This window comes from Pseudanabaena sp. FACHB-1998, assembly GCF_014696355.1.
Taxonomy (GTDB): Bacteria; Cyanobacteriota; Cyanobacteriia; order Pseudanabaenales; family Pseudanabaenaceae; genus Pseudanabaena.
In genome coordinates this window covers 1-19,128 of sequence record NZ_JACJQA010000038.1, presented here as the reverse complement: position 1 = coordinate 19,128, position 19,128 = coordinate 1, and the positions used below count along the sequence as shown (strand labels likewise).

The 19,128-nt window shown below is 43.1% G+C and carries 19 protein-coding genes, 1 tRNA gene and 1 pseudogene; 8 read left to right on the top strand and 13 right to left on the bottom strand.

All coding sequences use genetic code 11. From position 1 onward, the window contains the following. The first annotated feature begins 59 nt into the window (after positions 1 to 59). The 3 genes from rsfS to H6F42_RS16030 all read left to right on the top strand — a co-directional run bounded on the left by rsfS (position 60) and on the right by H6F42_RS16030 (position 2,002). Positions 60 to 482, top strand: a complete 423-nt coding sequence (gene rsfS / locus H6F42_RS16040) for a ribosome silencing factor (RefSeq protein WP_190400382.1) — start codon at positions 60 to 62, stop codon at positions 480 to 482. A gap of 211 nt (positions 483 to 693) precedes the next feature. Next, complete coding sequence (locus H6F42_RS16035; protein WP_190400381.1) at positions 694 to 918, top strand: ferredoxin-thioredoxin reductase variable chain; 225 nt, start codon at positions 694 to 696, stop codon at positions 916 to 918. 88 nt (positions 919 to 1,006) lie between these two features. After that, positions 1,007 to 2,002 carry an SPFH domain-containing protein gene (locus H6F42_RS16030; protein ID WP_190400380.1) on the top strand — a complete coding sequence of 332 codons (996 nt, stop codon included), beginning with the start codon at positions 1,007 to 1,009 and terminating at the stop codon, positions 2,000 to 2,002. 132 nt (positions 2,003 to 2,134) lie between these two features. Here the strand turns inward: H6F42_RS16030 and H6F42_RS16025 are convergent, their stop codons facing one another. Beyond that, positions 2,135 to 3,730, bottom strand: coding sequence for a site-2 protease family protein (locus H6F42_RS16025; RefSeq protein WP_190400379.1), 1,596 nt, complete (start codon positions 3,728 to 3,730; stop codon positions 2,135 to 2,137). 601 nt (positions 3,731 to 4,331) lie between these two features. On the opposite strand from H6F42_RS16025, the gene H6F42_RS16020 reads away from it, so the two are divergent. Continuing rightward, the gene (locus tag H6F42_RS16020) at positions 4,332 to 5,357 is read left to right on the top strand and encodes a TOBE-like domain-containing protein (protein ID WP_190400378.1); all 1,026 of its coding nucleotides are present in this window, start codon (positions 4,332 to 4,334) and stop codon (positions 5,355 to 5,357) included. Between the two features lie 331 nt (positions 5,358 to 5,688). Next, positions 5,689 to 6,024, top strand: coding sequence for a hypothetical protein (locus H6F42_RS16015; RefSeq protein WP_190400377.1), 336 nt, complete (start codon positions 5,689 to 5,691; stop codon positions 6,022 to 6,024). A 120-nt stretch (positions 6,025 to 6,144) separates the two neighbouring features. Here the strand turns inward: H6F42_RS16015 and H6F42_RS16010 are convergent, their stop codons facing one another. The 7 genes and pseudogenes from H6F42_RS16010 to H6F42_RS15985 form a co-directional block, all read right to left on the bottom strand. Beyond that, a complete protein-coding gene (locus H6F42_RS16010) occupies positions 6,145 to 6,948 on the bottom strand; it encodes a tetratricopeptide repeat protein (RefSeq protein WP_190400376.1) in 804 nt (267 codons plus the stop codon). 18 nt (positions 6,949 to 6,966) lie between these two features. Then, positions 6,967 to 7,422 (bottom strand): cupredoxin domain-containing protein, encoded by a 456-nt coding sequence (locus tag H6F42_RS16005; protein WP_190400375.1) that lies wholly within the window; start codon positions 7,420 to 7,422, stop codon positions 6,967 to 6,969. Positions 7,423 to 7,494: 72 nt separating this feature from the next. Continuing rightward, entirely contained in the window at positions 7,495 to 8,241 is a 747-nt protein-coding gene (gene fabG / locus H6F42_RS16000; protein WP_190400374.1) for a 3-oxoacyl-[acyl-carrier-protein] reductase, read from the bottom strand. 333 nt (positions 8,242 to 8,574) lie between these two features. Continuing rightward, complete coding sequence (locus H6F42_RS15995) at positions 8,575 to 10,140, bottom strand: tetratricopeptide repeat protein (protein ID WP_190400373.1); 1,566 nt, start codon at positions 10,138 to 10,140, stop codon at positions 8,575 to 8,577. Positions 10,141 to 10,436: 296 nt separating this feature from the next. Continuing rightward, a pseudogene (locus H6F42_RS22345) lies at positions 10,437 to 10,838 on the bottom strand (HNH endonuclease signature motif containing protein). Then, positions 10,835 to 11,176: a hypothetical protein gene (locus H6F42_RS15990; RefSeq protein ID WP_190400372.1), complete on the bottom strand. Its 342-nt coding sequence runs from the start codon at positions 11,174 to 11,176 to the stop codon at positions 10,835 to 10,837. The pseudogene H6F42_RS22345 and the gene H6F42_RS15990 overlap by 4 nt, the downstream one beginning before the upstream one ends. An 82-nt stretch (positions 11,177 to 11,258) precedes the next feature. Next, on the bottom strand, positions 11,259 to 12,020 hold the full coding sequence (locus H6F42_RS15985) for a C39 family peptidase (protein ID WP_190400371.1): 762 nt from the start codon (positions 12,018 to 12,020) through the stop codon (positions 11,259 to 11,261). 1 nt (position 12,021) lies between these two features. Here H6F42_RS15985 and H6F42_RS15980 point away from each other — a divergent pair, with 1 nt between their 5' ends. Beyond that, positions 12,022 to 12,978 (top strand): branched-chain amino acid ABC transporter permease, encoded by a 957-nt coding sequence (locus tag H6F42_RS15980; RefSeq protein WP_190400370.1) that lies wholly within the window; start codon positions 12,022 to 12,024, stop codon positions 12,976 to 12,978. Between the two features lie 118 nt (positions 12,979 to 13,096). Here H6F42_RS15980 and H6F42_RS21960 read toward each other — a convergent pair whose 3' ends face one another. The 4 genes from H6F42_RS21960 to H6F42_RS15960 all read right to left on the bottom strand — a co-directional run bounded on the left by H6F42_RS21960 (position 13,097) and on the right by H6F42_RS15960 (position 17,508). Further along, positions 13,097 to 14,722: a hypothetical protein gene (locus tag H6F42_RS21960; protein ID WP_242018477.1), complete on the bottom strand. Its 1,626-nt coding sequence runs from the start codon at positions 14,720 to 14,722 to the stop codon at positions 13,097 to 13,099. A gap of 367 nt (positions 14,723 to 15,089) precedes the next feature. Further along, the gene (locus H6F42_RS15970; RefSeq protein WP_190400369.1) at positions 15,090 to 16,004 is read right to left on the bottom strand and encodes a cyanophycinase; all 915 of its coding nucleotides are present in this window, start codon (positions 16,002 to 16,004) and stop codon (positions 15,090 to 15,092) included. 202 nt (positions 16,005 to 16,206) lie between these two features. Beyond that, positions 16,207 to 16,428 (bottom strand): DUF4327 family protein, encoded by a 222-nt coding sequence (locus H6F42_RS15965; protein WP_190400368.1) that lies wholly within the window; start codon positions 16,426 to 16,428, stop codon positions 16,207 to 16,209. Positions 16,429 to 16,788: 360 nt separating this feature from the next. After that, positions 16,789 to 17,508, bottom strand: coding sequence for a J domain-containing protein (locus tag H6F42_RS15960; protein WP_190400367.1), 720 nt, complete (start codon positions 17,506 to 17,508; stop codon positions 16,789 to 16,791). A 300-nt stretch (positions 17,509 to 17,808) separates the two neighbouring features. On the opposite strand from H6F42_RS15960, the gene H6F42_RS15955 reads away from it, so the two are divergent. After that, a tRNA-Thr gene (locus tag H6F42_RS15955) sits at positions 17,809 to 17,881 on the top strand. 122 nt (positions 17,882 to 18,003) lie between these two features. Here H6F42_RS15955 and H6F42_RS15950 read toward each other — a convergent pair. Beyond that, positions 18,004 to 18,789 carry a chitinase gene (locus H6F42_RS15950; protein WP_190400366.1) on the bottom strand — a complete coding sequence of 262 codons (786 nt, stop codon included), beginning with the start codon at positions 18,787 to 18,789 and terminating at the stop codon, positions 18,004 to 18,006. A gap of 232 nt (positions 18,790 to 19,021) precedes the next feature. On the opposite strand from H6F42_RS15950, the gene H6F42_RS22160 reads away from it, so the two are divergent. Then, positions 19,022 to 19,128 (top strand): transposase (locus H6F42_RS22160; protein ID WP_347272320.1); only part of this gene is annotated, 107 nt, incomplete at its 3' end.

Genomic DNA, 19,128 nt, shown 5'->3' with positions numbered 1-19,128 from the left:
CAGCAGACATTGACTGCTCTAGCTACCTTTATAAATTACTAGGAGTAAATCCACCCACTATGACAATCGCAACCGATATCGCTACCCCCGCCGATCTACATCTAAGTGAAAGAGAACAAGACCAAAGCTATCAAATGGTTCAGGCAGCCGTAGCTGCGGCTGACGATCGCAAGGGAGAAAATATCGTTGTGTTGGCGATCGGTGAAGTCTCCTCCTTAGCAGAATATTTTGTGATTGTGTCAGGCTTTTCTAAGGCTCAAGTCAAAGCAATTTCAGGAATGGTCGAAGAAAAGATTTCTGAACAATTTGGACGTAAACCCAGAAATATTGCGGGTGAGCAGGATGGCTCTTGGATTTTGTTAGATTACGGTGACTTAATCGTTCATGCCATGATGGACAAAGAGCGTGAATACTACGATCTAGAAGCCTTTTGGGGTCATGCTCCCAAACTAGAAGTAGTTTTACCAGAAGTCCCAGACTAAGTAAAAGGGCTGTGATTTAATAAAAGATCAATTTTTAGTGCCGTGGCGAAGCCACGGCACTAAAAATTGGTCTTTTATTTTCACTATCAAAGAAAGAGACAGACCCAAATGCTATTTCTTTCTTTGATAAATTTGTGTTTTGACGATTGATTGACCACCTAGACAAGCGATAATTGATACATATTGTTTACATTTAGATATATCGGAATATATGAAGGTTGGCGATCGCGTTCGTATCAAAACAACATTAAGTGTCTTTCACCATCCTGAACATAAGGGCAAAGCCTTTGACATTACAGGATTGGAGGGAGAAATTGTCCGTATTCATACGGAGTGGCATGGTCGTCCGATCAGTCCTAACTATCCCTATGAAGTGCGGTTTACTCCTAAATTTGTGACTCACTTAGGAGATCACGAAATAGAAATAGCCAGCTAGATCACTTTAAAGATGAGAGGCGCAAAGCGCCTCTCATCTTTAAGTTCGCAGACCATCTTGCTATGAGAGATTTGTCCGAGACTTATCTATGGAAGCAACAGTTTTAAGTATTGTCTTTGCCCTCTTAAGCGGCACTTATATTTATCGCTCCTTTCAGATTATCGAAGAAGGTCAAATTGCATTGGTTGAAAGGTTTGGTAAATATCAAAAGACGATGGAACCGGGAATAAATATCGTCTTACCATTCCTCGATCGCATTGCCTTAATTAAAAGCTCCCGCGAACAGGTTCTCGAAATTTCTCCCCAGCCCTGCACCACCTCAGATAGTGTCAGCGTCAGCGTTAGCGGAGTCATGTACTGGCAAATTACAGATTTGCAAAAAGCAAGATACAACATCGAAAATGTAGACAAGTCCTTAGTCGTGTCCCTTGCTACCCAAATCCAAACCCAGATTGGGCGATGTGATCTGGATAATATTATTGGCGGACAAGAACGGATTAACGGCGATATTTTAGAAGGGATTTCCAGCGATACCAAAGATTGGGGCATCAAAGTTTTGCGGGTGAGATTAGGCGAAATTACGATTCCCACCTCCGTGTTGCAATCGATGGAAAAGCAAAAGGCTGCCGAAATTGAGAAAAAGGCGATGATTTCTCTGTCGGAAGGGGAAAAAACTTCAGAAATCAAAAAAGCGGAAGCGGTGGCGCTATCCAATAAAGTCCTTGCCGAATCGGAGCGAAAGGTTCGGCTAGAACAAACTGAAGCTATGGCTTTATCAATCGAGCGCATTGCCAAGGCGATCGCTAATCATCCCCACGGGCAGGAGGCAGTCCAGTATTTACTTGCTCAAAAATATTTGGAAATGGGCAAGGCGATCGGCGAGAGTCCGAGCAGCAAAGTCCTCTTTATGGATCCCAACTCAATTCCCGCCGCAATTCAATCACTCCTAGCGATGACCGATACCAATGTCGTAGAGGCGATCGCCAAACAACCCTTTGGCGAGAGTACGAATATCCCATCCGCCATGAGAAATATTCCTGAAATCAAGGATAAATCCATCAAACCCCCTTCCGATCCAGCCTAAAAAAATAGGTGCGTTGCACCTTTCTTCAAAATCAAAATATTTTAAGGCGGCGCAAAGCGCCGCCTTAAAGCCTTAGACTGAACGCCGCTTGGCTATCGCATAGAAAAAAGAGGTGCATTGCACCTCTTTTTTCTATGGAAGTAGTCCGCCAGAATTGCCAATGCCTAGTCGTGCCGCCACATTAGAGGTAAGGGGTAGCAAAGTAACGAGCATCCAAAATAGAGCCACAACTCCCAACGCCTCGCGATCGCCATCTAGTTCCGACAACTCATTGAGCATAGGGCGTTCGAGATCTCGCAAGAGAATTAAGATAATCCCTCCCCAATAAAGCGCAAGGGGATTAATTACCGTCGCAATTACCAAAAAGATCAAGGTCAGCACCGTAGTCCAACTAGCAGTACGTCTGCCATAGATCGATTGGACAATGCGTCCGCCATCCAATTGCCCCGCGGGCATCAAATTCAGAGCCGTAATCGCCGAGCCTAGCCATCCCAAAATCACTAAAGGATGAATGGAAATAAAGCTATTTTGCAGCGCTTCTCCTAAAAATAATTTAGCCAAGGTTCCTGCTAAGACTGAAGCTTGAAAAATTTGGCTAGGAATATCAATGCTACCCATTCCGATCGCGGATAGCCGTAAGCCCACTAGCAATATAGCTAAGGACAATAAACCGCTAGCAAGGGCGGGGGCGATCGCGATGTCAAATAGCACTGCTCGATTTGGTAAAGGCGAATAGATGCGACTAAAAGCCCCAAAGGAGCCTAGCTGCGACGAAGGCAACAAAAAGGGCAAGCTCATCTGCACCTTGTACTTCCGCGCCATCCAGCGCATAGCAAATTCGCGAATCCCTAAAATTGCGCCAAGGCAAAGGGCAAAGGGTAAACCCACTAGATATTCTTGATAATTCTGCACTACAGGAATCCCCGCCACCTGTGCGCCTAAGCTTACAGCCGTGTAGCTATTGGCAAGAATTAGTACCGCAATCAAGATTTTTTGAGGAATTGTATTATTATCGATCGCCAAATCTCGATGGGGCAGCACAATAATTACAGGCTTACGATCTTGACCTTCCACTAAAAAGAGATTGTATTTATTGCCAAGGCGATCGCTTAAGGATTTCGATAACCGATCATGCACCTCGTCTGCTTCTCCGCGCAAATTCCCCTTAAATATCGCGCCCTCTTGATAGGGAATGGTTTCCGTCACATAGTAAGTCTCAATTCCAAAAATTCCCTGTATGAGTTTCATATCTTCCACAGGTACGGGCTGAAAACGTTTAAGCTGCGTTTTGCCCTGAGCCATGGCCAGAGCAATGGGCGTATTTGCCGATTGATTATTTGGAGAAGAGGGATTATTAGGTGCACTATTGGGAGAATTATTAGAAGGATTATTAGATAAAGGGCGATCGCCATCGCTAGCATTGAGATCTTGTTTGAGTTTCTGCTCAATTACTGCTCTTTCCTCGGTGACAGCCTTTCGCAATTGATTGCCAATCACCACATAGGCGATCGTCGAACTTAATAGTAAGAATAATAGCGTGGTGAAATTAATAAAAATACCTGACACAAATAGCCCAAAGTACACTAGCCAAGGCGACATCAGGGAAACGAATTGCAGCCAAGAAAGTAGTCCTAGCTTGCCAAATCGCCGTGCGCGAAAATATCCCCAGCCGAGTAAGGCAAGGGTAAGTATAAATACAGCGATCGGAATAAATGGAGTTGATTTCATAAAACTAAATTACAGGAAATAATAGAAATTCTTGAAGGTAATCCACAATTCCCTACAATTTCTGGATACATTGCCTTCGGAGCAGGCTTAATCAGCAATAGATTAATTTGGGATAAAAAGCCTAATCTTGAAGCTCATATAACCACTCTAGCGATAAACCCTAGTTAGCTGTCAGGATTTTAAAAAACTTAGCTTATTCAGGTTTTTACTACCTTCGCCGTGAATACTCCTTTTCCAAGTAATAGGCGTGTGCGGCTTCGCCGCGCACGCCTATTTATTCACTCAAAATAATTACCAAAACCCGTAAAGTTGCACCCCTACGGGGTGCAACTTTACGGGTTTTGGTTGGTAATTAATTATGCCTAGCTACTTAACGCCTATTTTTTTGCGAAGGGAGTAGCTACTGGATTAGTGGGGCGGTGCTTTGCACCGCCCCACTAATCCAGTAGCTACTTAAAACCTATTCTTTGACGGGGAAGGGATGATGATGTGATAATATTTAAAATCAACGGTAAACACATAGGCTAACTGGAGATTGCTAAAAGCTATCCAGTTAACTATCTTAAAGACAAATAGCAAGACAATTTGAGGCAAGTGCAACGTGGGCATTGTTGTAGAAAATGTAAATAAGCGCTTTGGCGATTTTTTAGCCCTAGACAATATTAATCTTGAGGTCAAGACAGGTTCATTAGTGGCGCTACTAGGTCCTTCAGGTTCTGGTAAATCGACACTTTTGCGGCTGATCGCAGGGCTAGAAACTCCCGATAGTGGCAAAATTTTTCTTACAGGTAAAGATGCCACCGATCAAGATGTGCGCGATCGCAATATTGGCTTTGTGTTTCAGCACTATGCCCTCTTTAAACACATGACCGTCCGCAAAAATATTGCCTTTGGTCTAGAAATTCGCAAACAGCCCAAGGATAAAATTGCCGATCGCGTTGAAGAATTATTGGAACTAATCCAACTCAAGGGCTTAGGCAATCGCTACCCTTCCCAACTATCGGGCGGACAGCGTCAACGTGTTGCCCTTGCCCGCGCCCTTGCCGTTGAGCCTAATGTGCTTTTGTTAGATGAACCCTTTGGCGCATTGGATGCCAAGGTTCGCAAAGAATTACGCGCATGGTTGCGCCGCCTCCATGATGAAGTCCATGTGACCAGTGTATTTGTGACCCATGACCAAGAGGAAGCGATGGAAGTTTCCGATGAAATTGTGGTGATGAATAAAGGCAGGATTGAGCAGATTGGCACACCTGCGGAAGTTTATGACAATCCAGCAACGCCTTTTGTAATGAGTTTCATTGGCCCCGTAAATGTCCTACCTGCTAATCGCAGCCAAGTTAGTGAGTTTCATAAAATCCATCAACACAAAGAAAGTGCAGATGTTTATATCCGTCCCCGTGATATTTTGATTGCGACGGAACCCACCAGCAGTTCTATTGCGGCTCAAATTACCCGATTGATTCATTTAGGTTGGGAGGTACAGGCGGAGCTAGCCTTGGGGGATGGTCAAGTATTAACTGCTCACCTAACGCGCGAGCGCTTTGATGAGTTAAAGTTACAACCCCAGCAACAGGTACATATCGAGCCAAGAGATGCCAAATCTTTTCCTTTGGACTATTCAATTTAAAAAAAGTCGATGCATTGCGCCGATTTTTGTAAATAGCGATCGCTATTTAATCAAAGTTATACCGAAACTAAAAATGGCTATACCATTTTTAGTTGTGAAAAACCTTATGGGATTTGCTTTTTAATCCACAAAAGTGTGGTCACCCTTTCATGGATTGATATTCCAGTTTGGGGTAGACGCGAGTAGTACCCAAAGATTTTTGAAAGCGTCACTTCACAACGCTTTCAAAAATCTTTGAGAGTTTTAAGTCAGCATTGATCGCTGTAGTTATGTTGCTATAAAAAATTTTGGTATAAACTAGAAAGTAGATGTTATTTAAGGAGACAAAACTATGATTTCAAAAACAATTTCCCTAGTGACTACAGGGATTGCTGCTCTAACCCTATCAGCAACAACGATCGCATCAGGGGCGATCGCACAAGTTAATACTGCACCAACTCTTGCTGAGCAAACCCTACGCGAAGCTCAACAACAGGAAAAATCTTCCCTTAGCATTGGCGGTAGTAATTTGAACATACTTCAGCTAATTAATAACATCAACTTAGCGAATGGTAAGTCCCCCGAAAAATTCCGTGCCGATCAAGCTGAATCTTTAGATGATGCTGTTACTAACTTTAGAAATCAACAACGCCGCGAAATCAAGATTTCCATTCCTACTAATCCATAATCAAAACTTTGACTTTACAAACCAAAAAGCGAGTTGCGGCACGAAGTGCCGCAACTCGCTTTTTGGTTTGTATGTCTTAAGCAAAACTTACATTGCCACATACCCTCAATTAGGGAATATTTACTTTAAAGTTAAAAACTTTTCCAGCGATGTGACTAATGTAGGTGACCATCGACGGATATTTTTGACCCAATTAATATCTCGATAGCGGGGATCGAGATTTTCGACCGATACCCAATTGCTCTCAGCTTCACCATTTTTCTTATTAGCCCAGAGTGCGGCTGTCAAAGCTGCTCTGACATCAGTGAAGTTGGGATATTTACGAAGAATATTTTTCATTTCTTTAATCGCTTCTTCGGTCTTGCCCACTTCGTACAAGGCGATCGCATGATTGCCAAAGGCTGTACTAAATCGCGAATTTACCTGCATCGCCGTTTGATAATCCGCGATCGCCTCTTCCCATTTACCTAAGCCCGCCTTAGCATTACCACGATTGTTATAAGCCGCCGCATCCTTGGGATCAATTTCTAAAACGCGATTATAGTCAGCGATCGCTTCTTCCCATTTGCCTAGACTTTCTAGCGCTGCACCACGATTGAGGTAGGGATCGGGATAAGCGGGCGCAAGTTCTACGGACTTGTTGTAATCAGCGAGAGCCTCCTGTGGTCGATTTTGACTCATTTTCGAGTTGCCCCGATTGCTCCATCCTGCGGCATTGTCGGGATAGAGATTAATCAAATCTGTCCAATAGCCCTCCGCCTCTGTAAATTCCCCTGCATCCGTTGCATCAAAAGCTTTTTTCACCAATGCATCTAATTGCTTAGCTTCAGTTTCGGTAAGGTTGACCTGAGCTTGCACAGGGGCGATCGCCGCAGGATGAAAGACTAGAAATAAAGTAAGAAAAATTGCAAATATCGAACGCATGGTTAAGTAACCCTAAATTTAAGCACTGGGCTGAATTGTAATATTGCCACGCATTCCTGCTTCGGTGTGACCAGCGATCGCGCAGTGCAACTCATAAGTACCAGACTTAACTGGTACAAAAGTCCACTCGGCAGTGGTGTTAGGGCGTAGTTCTAATTCGCGGATACTGCCCTTAATTTCCACATTGCCAGCCACGACATTTTGCGTCCAGACTGCGTCGGCAAAATCTTTGCTCGTGAAATAATGCTTCATGCCACTAGAATTGCTCAGCATTAATTTGTAGCGCTTGCCCGACTCAAAGGTAAATTTATTGGGTGTAAATTTAAGTTCATTGGCTTCGTTACTCAGACTAACCTTGATGGCGATCACAGGTTGTTTAGTGAAATCAGTTGGGAAATCAGCAGAGGCGATCGCCAGATCGGGACTAATCACAAAACACAAAATCCCCAAAATTATTGCTATCAGAGTTTTCATACTAAACTTACCTCAACCTCAATATATTTGCATAAATAACAGAAAAGGGTGCGAAGCACCCTTTTCTGTTATTTATGCCATAACCATGCCGCCATCGACATTAAAGACTTGCCCTGTAATATACGCCGCCGCAGGATCTGCAGCCAGAAATCGCACCATACCCGCAATTTCTTCGGGCTGACCATAACGACCGAGGGGAATAAATTTGAGAATATCGTCAAGGTTTTTTAATTCGGCGGTCATGTCTGTAGCAATAAATCCGGGAGCCACCGCATTCACCGTAATCCCACGACTGGCGAGTTCCTTAGCGACGGTTTTAGTAAAGCCAATTACGCCTGCCTTTGCCGCACTGTAATTACCTTGTCCGGGATTGCCCATTTGTCCAGCGACCGAAGCAATATTAATGATGCGCCCCGACTTTTGCTTGAGCATGATCTTAGAAGCGGCTCTGGTGGAAAGAAATACGCCTGTGAGGTTGAGGTCGATTACGGATTGCCAATCTTCAAGCTTCATTCTTAGCAATAGCGTATCGCGGGTAATGCCAGCGTTATTCACTAACACGTCTAAGCGTCCCCATGTATCGATCGCCGATTTGATTAAGCTTTCAACTTGGGCTTCGTGGGAGACATCGGCATGGAGGGCGATCGCCTCGCCACCATTTGCCTTAATTTCTGCAACCACTTCTTCCGCAGCAGTGGCAGAGCTAGCGTAGTTGACGATGACCTTTGCGCCTTCTCCTCCGAGGGCAACAGCGATCGCCCGACCAATTCCTCTTGATGCACCTGTAACGAGCGCCACCTGACCTTCTAAAAATCCCATGCTTATCTTTAAAACTCCACAATCTATTTTTATTAATTTGTCGATCTTATACCAAATTAAGAAATGGCTACGCCATTTCTTAATTTAAAAACCCTTACTGGGTTTGGTTTTTATAGCTATGGTCACTTGATATTAGGAAAAATCAAAACCCAAGAAGCGAGTTGCGGCGCTTCGCGCCGCAACTCGTCTTCTGGTTTTGTGTCCTAACAAGAATGGCAACAGCTACAATCCACAAAAGTGTGGCAACACTTTCGTGAATTAGTATTCCAGCGCTTTGGGCGGTGTTACGAAGAGAAAGGCGGCGCTTTGCGCCGCCTTTCTTTATAGTCATTGTTAGGTAATCCCTTGTAAAGCTTGGATGGCTTGCTGAGTGCGTTTGATCCATTCGGCATCTCGATTTTCTTCGTATAGCTTTAAGGCTTCTTGGTAAGAGCGAATGGCATTGCTCACTTCACCACGCAAAGTGTATAAAGCCCCCAAACCAAAGTAAGCCTTGGCAAATTTTGGATTTAAGTTGATCGCTTTCAGATAAGCCGCCTGTGCTTCTCCCAACTTGCCGCGATCGGCGTAGGCAAGCCCCAAACTTGTGTAGTCCACCCATAGATCCTCTTTGCCGATATCAATCGTTTTTTGAAAGGCTTCGATCGCCTCATCACTACTGCCCTGAGAGCGCAGCAAATTACCGAGATTGCTATAGGCGACTGCATTTTTGGTATCAAGGGCGATCGCTTGACGAAAGGCTTTAATTGCGTCGGCATTGCGATTTTGGTCAGAGAGGACTCGTCCTAGATTGTTGTAGGCAGCAGCATAGTTAGGATTAAGGGCGATCGCCTTTTCGTAGGCAGCGATCGCGCCTTCTAGATCCCCTTGGCGACGGAGGGTTAAACCCAAGCCGTTGAAATTACTAGCAACTTTAGGGTTAATTTCCGTACTACGTTTAAAAGCTTCCGCCGCTTCAGGAATATTTTCCTCCCGTAAGAGCGCACTACCAAGGGCTGAATAAATATCTGCATTGCGCGGATCTTGCTCGATCGCCTTACGGAAAGTCGTAATCGCGGTTTGGCGATCGCCTAATTGGTTATAGGCTAAACCAAGGTTGTAATAAACATTCGGAAAATTGGCATCAATGGCAGTTACCCGCTTATAGGACTCAATTGCGCCCATATAGTCGCGTTCCTCGTAGAGGGATATGCCTAAGGCAAAATGCGCCACGGCATACTGCGGCGCTAGTTCGATCGCTTTGCGATAGGCAGCGATCGCCTCTTGGCGATTGCCTTGACGACGCAATACCGTACCTAAGCCGTTGTGGGCAAGCGCGTATTTAGGATCAAAGCTGATTGCTTTCCGAAAGGAACTAACTGCCCCCCCAATATTATTTTGGCGTTCATGGGCAAGCCCCAAGTTGTAATACACAGGCGCGAGATTTGTGTCCGCTTTACTGAGGCTGACAAATTGGTTATACGCATCAATTGCCCCCCTTGTATCGCCTTTTTGATACAGAGCAATTCCTAAACCGTAGTAAGCAGGGGTATAGCTTTTGTCGATGGTGATGGCTTGACGATGGGCTTCAATTGCGCCTTGAATGTCCCCCCTCTGACGCAAGGTGACCCCTAAACCATAATAGGCAGGTACAAATTCGGGACTGGCGGCGATCGCTTGGCGATACAAAGTTAGGGCGCGATCGAGTTGATTTTGCTCCCTCAGTGCATTTGCCCTCTCTACCAACTTAATCGGCGTATTCGTCAGCGCATTATTTTGAGTATTCTGCGCGATTAGACTGGTTGAGACGGGATTAGGCGAATTTTGAGCTAAGGCGATCGCATCAATAGCAGGGGTGAGACTGCACATTAAAGGAAAAAATCCGACTACGGCGATCTTTGTAATTGCGGTTTTGATCATAGTTAATAGTGCTTATAGCTTATTTCTGCCATGCTGTAATGAACGGTAAGTTAGGCTACTGAGATAAAAAGTAAGAAAAGCAGAGTTAGAAGAGCTAAGTCTTGATCAATCACATCACATCAATGACTTTATCAAGGAAAATTACAAAACAACTAAAAAAAAAATTTCTCTCGATGCAAGTTAAGCAATAAAGCCCAAAATCTATTTCCTAAGATCTATGCCCTAAATGATATTTTCCGAATAATTTGGCTATGGCGATGCAGGGGGCAAATAGATCGCTGATTTTGTAAGAATGACTAGCTTCCATAAATTCTTTGGCGTTCTGAAATTCTTTCTTCTGAATTGAGCTTTAAAAGTTGTGTTGTCGTGCGACCTTCAGCCGTCAGTCCAAAAATCTCACCATCTCGAAGCTTAAAATGATCTTGCCATCGTTGCCCTCTCGGATGAAAAAGGAAGCAAAACTCATTTGTATTGGGATCAAAAGAACCTAAATCACTTCCTTTGTGACGATTACAACGCCAACAAGTGAAAGCCAGATTATCCTCTACGGTTAAGCCACCATGTTTTTAGGCAACAATGTGATCAATTTCGTGGGGAAAGAAAGAAACTCCAGCAGGCAAAAGGCAATATTCACACTGATAGTTTGCCCTCTGTTCTACTAACCTTCTGATTGCATTAGAGATATATGTACTGCTCATTGCTCTAGAAATTTCAGCTTGCCAGATTTGAGCATAATAATTAAATGTTCAATACGCTCATACTCATCTAGCTCGATAATTTCTGGCTCTGTTAAATCACCTGTTTCATTTCTTATGATTAATGTCCTTAAACGTTCTTGCATATCGATAGTAGGACGAAAATCTTTGATTTGCTGAGAAGTAGGATTACTTGCTAAAAAGCTGAGAATATATCTATATACAGAAGATGGTAAACCAGTCTGTTCTAGGCTTTGATTAAGTACTTGAGGTAAGCGATCGCCTAGATTTACTAATTTTTGAGATAACTCTTCTGGTACTTCTAAAGTGATTTTAACCATATTTGTATAACTATTATTAGCTCTAATTAGAACACGAAATTTAAGTTGGGATTTCTTTTTAAAGCAACCCTAGCTTTAAATTTTAACTGCGATCTACCCAGACAATTGTTCTTGCTTCTACACCGTTACTTTTAAGAACATTGGCGATCGCCATACTTACATCGCGATCTAAGCCTAAATTCCATTGAGTCTGAAAATCCTTATAAGACATAGAATAGCTTTGGCTATTTGTATCGGTGTAATAGATCTGTTGACGCTGCGGGTCAACGCCTGTCACAGCAATCCAATGTAAATAGGGAATCGTGCCAACATATGGCACTGTAAAACCACCCACCCGCACCAAGGCGATCGCAGGTTTACCCGAACGGACTAAATTAATTAATCGATTAAAACTTGTTTGGGGTGAGCGTTTAACGCGATCGCCTTCCCAGCGTTGCATCACCTGTTGCAACGTGGCGGGAGGCGTACCAGTGCGGATCTCAATCCATTGATTGTTGAAGGGATTCCGCATTTTTTGCGGTAAAAATAATTTCTTATCCGTTAAGGCTCGAACCGAAACATAGTCCACCTCATGCCCGTAATAACGCAAAACTCGCGCCGCCGAATTGGGCCCACAACTCCAACTATCATTTTGTGCGCCTGTATCGGGTAATTCAATTACTTGCTTTGCGCCTGTAGCGATAAATTCGGAAGAATTGGGTAAAAGATTTGGGGATGAGATGGGCTTGGTATGGGGACGGTTGAGGGTGGCGATCGCCGAATTGGTCGGAGAGGTAGTTAAAGCGATCGCCAATCCCGTAATCGTAAATGTAAGAGCAAGTGTAAAATTCTTAAAAAAACGCATTATGGACTTTTCCGTATTTTTACAACAGTTTTTAAATGGCTTATCCATTGGCAGTGTTTACGCAATTTTTGCCCTCGGCTATACCCTCGTATTTTCAATTTTAGGGATCATTAACTTCGCTCACGGAGCCGTATTCACCCTTGGCGCGTATTTTACCTATGTACTTTGTGGCGGCGCATTTGGCTTTAATGGCATTTTAGCCAATCTCTCCCTACCCAAAGAACTGCATTTACCCTTTTTTGTTGCCATTTTCATCGGTAGTATTCTCGCTGGTGGCGTTAGCGTCCTCATCGAGAGGATTGCCTTTAGACCTCTACGCGATCGCAAAGCCGATCCTTTACTTACCCTAGTTTCTAGCTTGGGCGTAGCCGTAGTCATCGTTAACACCATTCAATATCTGGTGGGCGCAGAAAGCTACAACTTCCCCGCCAATATCTATGGCAGTCTCCCACCAGCGATTAACTTCGGCACAGTAGACAAACCGATCGCCATTCGCACTGTCCAAATCGTCATTTTCGGCGTATCGGGAATCATTTTATCGATTTTGACCTACGCGATTAACTACACCAAACTCGGTAAAGCGATGAAAGCCGTTGCCGAAGATGCGATTACCGCTAGTCTTTTAGGAATTAATACTGACTTTTTTATTTTACTAACTTTTTTTGTGTCAGGGTTTCTCGGCGGATTAGCAGGAACTCTCGTTGGCTCTAGTGTCAGCATTGCGGGGCCCTATTTTGGCATTGGCTTTGGTTTAAAGGGACTAGCCGTAATCGTTCTTGGTGGCTTAGGGAATATTCCGGGAGCAGTGGTGGGCGGTGTGGTCTTAGGTTTAGCGGAATCATTTGTCCCCTCAGATCAATCGGCTTATAAAGATGCCGTAGCCTTTGCTCTGTTGTTTATCGTTTTATTAGTCAGACCTCAAGGCTTGCTTGGCAAAACCTTTGTTCAGAAAGTTTAATCAAAAGAAAGACAGCTTTGCACCGCAAAGCTGTCTTTCTAGCGACTGCCGATCGCACCCAGATTTTTTGAAAGGCTTGCTTTGCAACCCTTTCAAAAAATTTCTTAGTTGATCAGGGTTATTCGTTCATTTCACGATAAATAGTCGCCGTAGAAGGCGAGGCTTGGGTGAGATATTGGAAAATCCAAAACTTGAATAAGCCGTCTAAGAAAACGGGAACCGTGGAGATAAATGACTGGGCTAATATTTTATTTTCTGGTAGTCCAAAATGCTCAAAGACAACTGTTAGCAATGCATCCCAGCCTTCGCTGGAGTGGAATCCGACAAAGGTGTCGGTAGAAATGATGATTAAAAAAGCCTTGGCATTGTCATTGAGGCTGTAAAGCACCTCATCAAGAAATTCTTTGATGGTTTGCAGTTCCTTACGACCTGACAACAGAAATATATAAAAGACAAAAGCAGATGTAATATCGGCGAGTAAGTTCTTTACTCCATTGAGGCTTTCCTCGTTATATCTTTTTAAGATCTTGATGGATTCCTGCTTAATTAAAGCTTCAACTTCTTCAGAGGACGAATTTTCGGCGCGTTCCACGGTTTTATTCTCAGCATTTTTACCCTCAGATTTGCCAATTTCCTCCTTAGCTTCAGATTTAGCAGTCTCTGTTTTAGAGATTTCAGGTTTAGCTGGCTCCTGCTTATTTGTTTCCTTAGGAGATTCTGGTTTAGGTGCTTCAGCTTTTTCTAAGGTTTCGTCTTTGGGATCAGCCCGTTCCGCCATAATTGATTTGATCATGTAATCAAATTCAATCCGCTCTTTTGCTATCTTGAGCGCATTAAACGCTTTTTCCTCAATAGCGGGGCTAAACCTAACGGTCATGTTTTTATTATCAATAAAACTGTTGATCATCGGGCTGAAGACCAAGGTTTTGGATAAAAACTGCACCGCAATTACAGAAATCACCAGAATGACGATATAACGAAGGGCTTGGTTAATGCGTTCCCGTGATTGCCTTAGCTCTTCAACGATGTCCTTTTCATATTCAAGATAGGAGCCGCTAAGATTTCGTTTAACGCGATCGAAGGCTTTAAAAAAAGAGCCAGGTAAGATGCTTTTCTCAACGGATGTGCTTGGCGGGGTTGTGCGCCTGAAATTTTTGGATTTATTGTTTTTAAAAAGTTGAAACTTTTCGGTCTCGTCGGAGCCTATCTCCTCCTCACCCGATCGCTTGGAGTTGACAGGAGCTTTTTCGGAAGGCTTAAATTCGACATCAATAACGCGATCGCTGGCATTGTTATATCGATCGAGCATGTAGTCGATAAAGGCGAGCTTTTGGTAAATTGAAAACCTACGACTATTACCACCCAGTTGATTAGCGGAAAGCTGCCCATTACCAACGGGATCAAGGTCTTGGCTGTTGGGGGAATATTTGGCGATCGCCGTATTAGCTTGGTTAGAGGAGCTTTGAGTCTGCAAATACGGTAAGTTAGCACTGACCTTGTAAAAATTAAGACATAGATTAATGTTTCTGAGATTTTTTTGAAGCTGGATTTCAAATACACTAAATACACTGGTGCTAAAGCTGCCATCATTGGCAATTTTGTTGCCCTTAAAGTTTTCTTCTTCAACTCGCTTGATCTTGACAGCAGATTCAAAAGCTTCGTTAATGGCTCTTTCGGGAGTGTTCTGAACCCAAGAAAATATATTTTTGAGAGGAGAGGAGTTGCTGTCAGGGGGGGTGTTCATAGGTGGGCAAATGAGGCGATAGCCTATAAATGCAGAAATTACAGTCGTTGCTTAGTTTAGGGGAGAATAATTATTGCAAAATGTTTTTGTAGATCGATAACCTAACATTTTAAATTTTATTCAGCAAACGAAGCCCAAAATAATAGCGGCGCGAAGCATCACTATTATTTTGGGCTGTTGCCATGTTAGGACACAAAACCAGAAGACTAGTTGTGGCACTTCGTGCCGCAACTAATCTTCTGGTTTTGTGATTTGTCCTCATGCAAGTGACCACAGCTATAAACAAAAAAATATCAGCTTGAAATATAGCCATTAATTGAAGCCCAAAAAGAAGGCGGCGCGATGCGCCGCCTTCTTTTTGGGTTTTCTATACTGACGGACTAATCGGAATCCGCTTGAGTAGGTGATATTTACAGCCTGCGGCAAGAATATGCACACGCAAGTTATGAATCGTTAAAGGCGCAGCACCACTGACCCATAATTGATTGCTGTAAGAGACCTCACCTGGATCGACCACAGTAACAGTGCCACGACCCAAAACTCGCATAATATTATTTGGCTCAAAAATAGCTACGGTGTCTTCGTCAATACCGATGCCAATCTTATCTGGATGGGCAGCGATCGCCGTAATCAGACGAGCCATCCGATTACGGTTATGAAAATGCTGATCGACAATAATCTCAGGCAAAATACTCAGCCCAGTGCTCATATTTACGAGTTCCTTGTGAGGAGACTCACCACTACTACCACCAGAAATCATGTTATAGCCCATAGCAGCTGCGCCAGCACTCGTGCCTGCTAAAACTAAGCGATTTTCAGTAATTCGCTTAGCGATCGTAATCGCAAAAGGCGTATCGGCAATCAGACCACAAAGACGCAGTTGATCGCCACCAGTCATAAAAACACCTGTAAACCGATCCACTAACGCTTCGGCTGCGGGATAGTCATAGTTAGGACGTTCACGTATATCTAAGACCTCAACAGCTTGTGCGCCGAGGTCAGTAAAAATATCATGGTAAATTCGTCCGATAATATCTGGTTCCCTTGAAGCGCAAGGAATGATCGCAATGCGAGCTTGGGAGCCACCAGAATTTTCTACAAAGGCTTTGAGAATCTTGCGGTCTTGGACTTTATCCTCTCCACCACCAATTACCATTACCGCCGACTTAATAATTTGAGTCATGCCCCTTTCTATCGCCACATCTTCGTCTAGATTCAGCATATTAGCAGATTGGTCAACAAATTTTTTTAGGCGGTTGATTAGATTAGCGCCTTGACTCATTTTTTGCTCTTGCTGACTCCCCAATGGTTTGAATTACCTCCATTGTTGCTTACATGGCTAGCACTACCGCTATACATTGTTAAATTGTATAACTTTTGTGTTACTAAAGGCTAATATTTCGCACAAAGTCTGCGATTCAAATCCGAATAATTAATAACCTTAAAAAAACAGGGGGGCAAGTACCTCCCTGTTTTTAAGATTGCTAATCATTTTGCCAACATTCTCGGCTTAATAAATCACAAATGCGATCGCGTAATAGATAATGATTTTCTTCTAATTCTCGTTCGATTTGACACCATTCGCGATCGCGAAAAAATCGACAAAGGGTATGAATAGGTTGACTGCGGCTCAGTCTCCCACTTTCAAGTAGATGTCTTGCTTCGTCTTGAATAGCGCTGATGGAATAGTAAAGTGAGTGCAACATAACCAAACTCTCTATTTAGGTTTTTGCGTAACCAGTCAAAGACTTAATACCAAACCAATTAATAGCCAATTAATGAAAGTGTGACAACACTTTTATTAATTAAAAATCAACCCTCATAAGGGTTTCAAAGACATAAAATGGCTTTGCTGTTTTATGTTTTGGTATTAATTAATGATTTGTATTTTATCTAACAACGATTTGCGTCTGTGTTAGAGAATACAAACTTTAACTATCTTCCCACGCCAATTTGCTTAGTACACAAAAATTAAAAGAATCTCAAAAAACGAACATAGCTAGGCTTAATTAAAAAGAGTGGCGCACGTTGCCCCTGCGCCACTCTTTTTAATTATTGAATGACAACTAGTCCCTTTGCAAATTTTGCATCGCCCTTTGAGCGTAGTAGCGCATTTCTTCCGCCCTGCGCCATAGCTCCTGCCCTGTATGTAAATGGTGATCATCAAAGTTTAAGGTGAAATAATTTAACTCTTCAATGCCATCACTAATCGCATTCAGGCAATGATAAAGATAGCTAGCAATACCTGCGGCGGAGGCAGGATTAGGAAAGGCTCTAAAGAAAATCTGCGCCTTTGCATAGGAACCCCGACAATCATCAATGTAGTCTTCAAAATCTTCCATCAGACCATCATCATAGGGATCGTCCGCCAGAGTATCAATCTGCTCATCTAGACTATCCAGAATTACCTCTAGCATTTCGCTGATCGGTTCATAAACTAGCTTGATCCAGCGATCAATTTTTTGATCTTCATTAAGATGGGTTTCGCGCTTGGTAGGCGATCGCTTCACACTCGGAGAACTACGGTTCGGATTATGCTTAAGCCCCAAACTGCGATCGTAATGGGCGCGAGCTTGGGGATTGCTCAGGACTTCATAAGCGAGATTGATCGAGGCGATATCATCATGGTTGTCGAGGTGATGATTGCAATCGGGGTGAAACTCTTTGACTAGTCCGCGATAGGCGCTTTTGACCTCAGCAGGATTTGCGTTGTAGCTAATCCGCAAGGTTTTGTAATGATTGACCTTTTGGGTATTTGTCGTTGTGCGATCGCTTGTCCTAGCCATGTCCGTATCAATCTATGATGTGCGCTAATGATTTATGTTTTCATACCAAATTTTTAGAATCTCGATATGCTCGAAACAGTTCAAAACTTTTCTATTAAGCATTTTGTAGGGATATTCAATTAGCGTCAACCACTTGACAATTGAAAACTAGGCAAATTTTAGGCTTAGTTTTCAATTGTCAAGTGACTTACCCGCGCTTTCTACACAACTCCTAACTCTTTAACTTTCGCTTTTGAGAGTAAATATTTAAATATTGCTAAAGCGATCGCACTTCTGTTATCATTCTTTAGCACTAAATTTGCTGGTGTAGCTCAGTTGGTAGAGCAACTGATTTGTAATCAGTAGGTCACGAGTTCGAGTCTCGTCCCCAGCTTAAACATAAAAAGCCCTTGCATTGCAAGGGCTTTTTAATGCATAACTAAAACCTAAAGCTGAGGCGCACGCTGCGCGTGCGCCTCAGCTTTAGGGGTTTTATATTTAATTGCAGCCCGATACTTAGGCAAAGATGCTGCAAGCCTTATCGTAGTAGTGCTGGCGATCTTCTAAACCGTTATAGCCACCATTTACCCGTAACGTCACTTGCTCGACGGTTCCGCCACTATCGCAGAGGGTATTCATATCATTGTTGGACCACCAAAAACCTGCACTGGTAAATGGGTATTTAGCAGCAACATAATTAACTCCCTCCATTACTTTAGGATCGGCGATCGCCTTGCTAAAAGCTTGATAATTTGTCCGTCCCGTAAGCTGAATTACACCAGCACCCTTATATCTTGGACCATCCCCAGCATTGACATTCCCTAAATCATCACGTCCTTCATAATCACAGCCATCGGCAAGTTCTTCGGTATATTGCAAGCCGCCCGACTCATGGGCGATTTGACTCAAAAAGTGCCGTAGTCTGACCTTAGTTGTAATCTTGTAGCGTCCTAAACAGGCATTCAAATCTTGCAACTGTACATCGGTAATTGGATTCCCAAATAGAGCTTCAGCTTGCTGTTTACTCACAATTTGAGATGGGACTAATCCATCCCAATGGGGAGGAAATGCATAATAAACTCCACTATTTGCAGCAAGGGTAACTTTTACATGTCCATTGTCAGCAGGGTCAAATTTATCATATCCATAACTTTTACCTACTGGTACATCAATAGTTTCATTGGGTTTAGTCAGTTGCGATGAATCAACAGGACGGATTTTCAATTTTGTCGCAACCTTCGCTTTCATTATTCCCATTTGGATTACTTCACCATGATTAGTTAAGTAATTATCGACTTCCAAAACTATTTTTGTAAATAAAACTTGGGTATTCGTGATTTTTTAAAACATTTTGCAATTTTTCTAAGTACCTCGGCTTAATAAAACCAAGAACCCAAATAAGTTGATTCGCCCGCGAAGCGGGCGAATCAACTTATTTTGGGTTTGGCTCAATAGGTGAATCGGGGAGGTGAAAGTAAGGAAGAACTTGATAATATTGTAGCGAAATCCAAAAGCCGCGATCCCTATACTGAGTGTGAACTTAACCCATCTAATTGATGACGAAAAATGTTACGAAACAGTACGTCAGATGCGATGGACAACAGGAATACACTGTCCAAAATGTAAAAGCTCAGAGGTGAT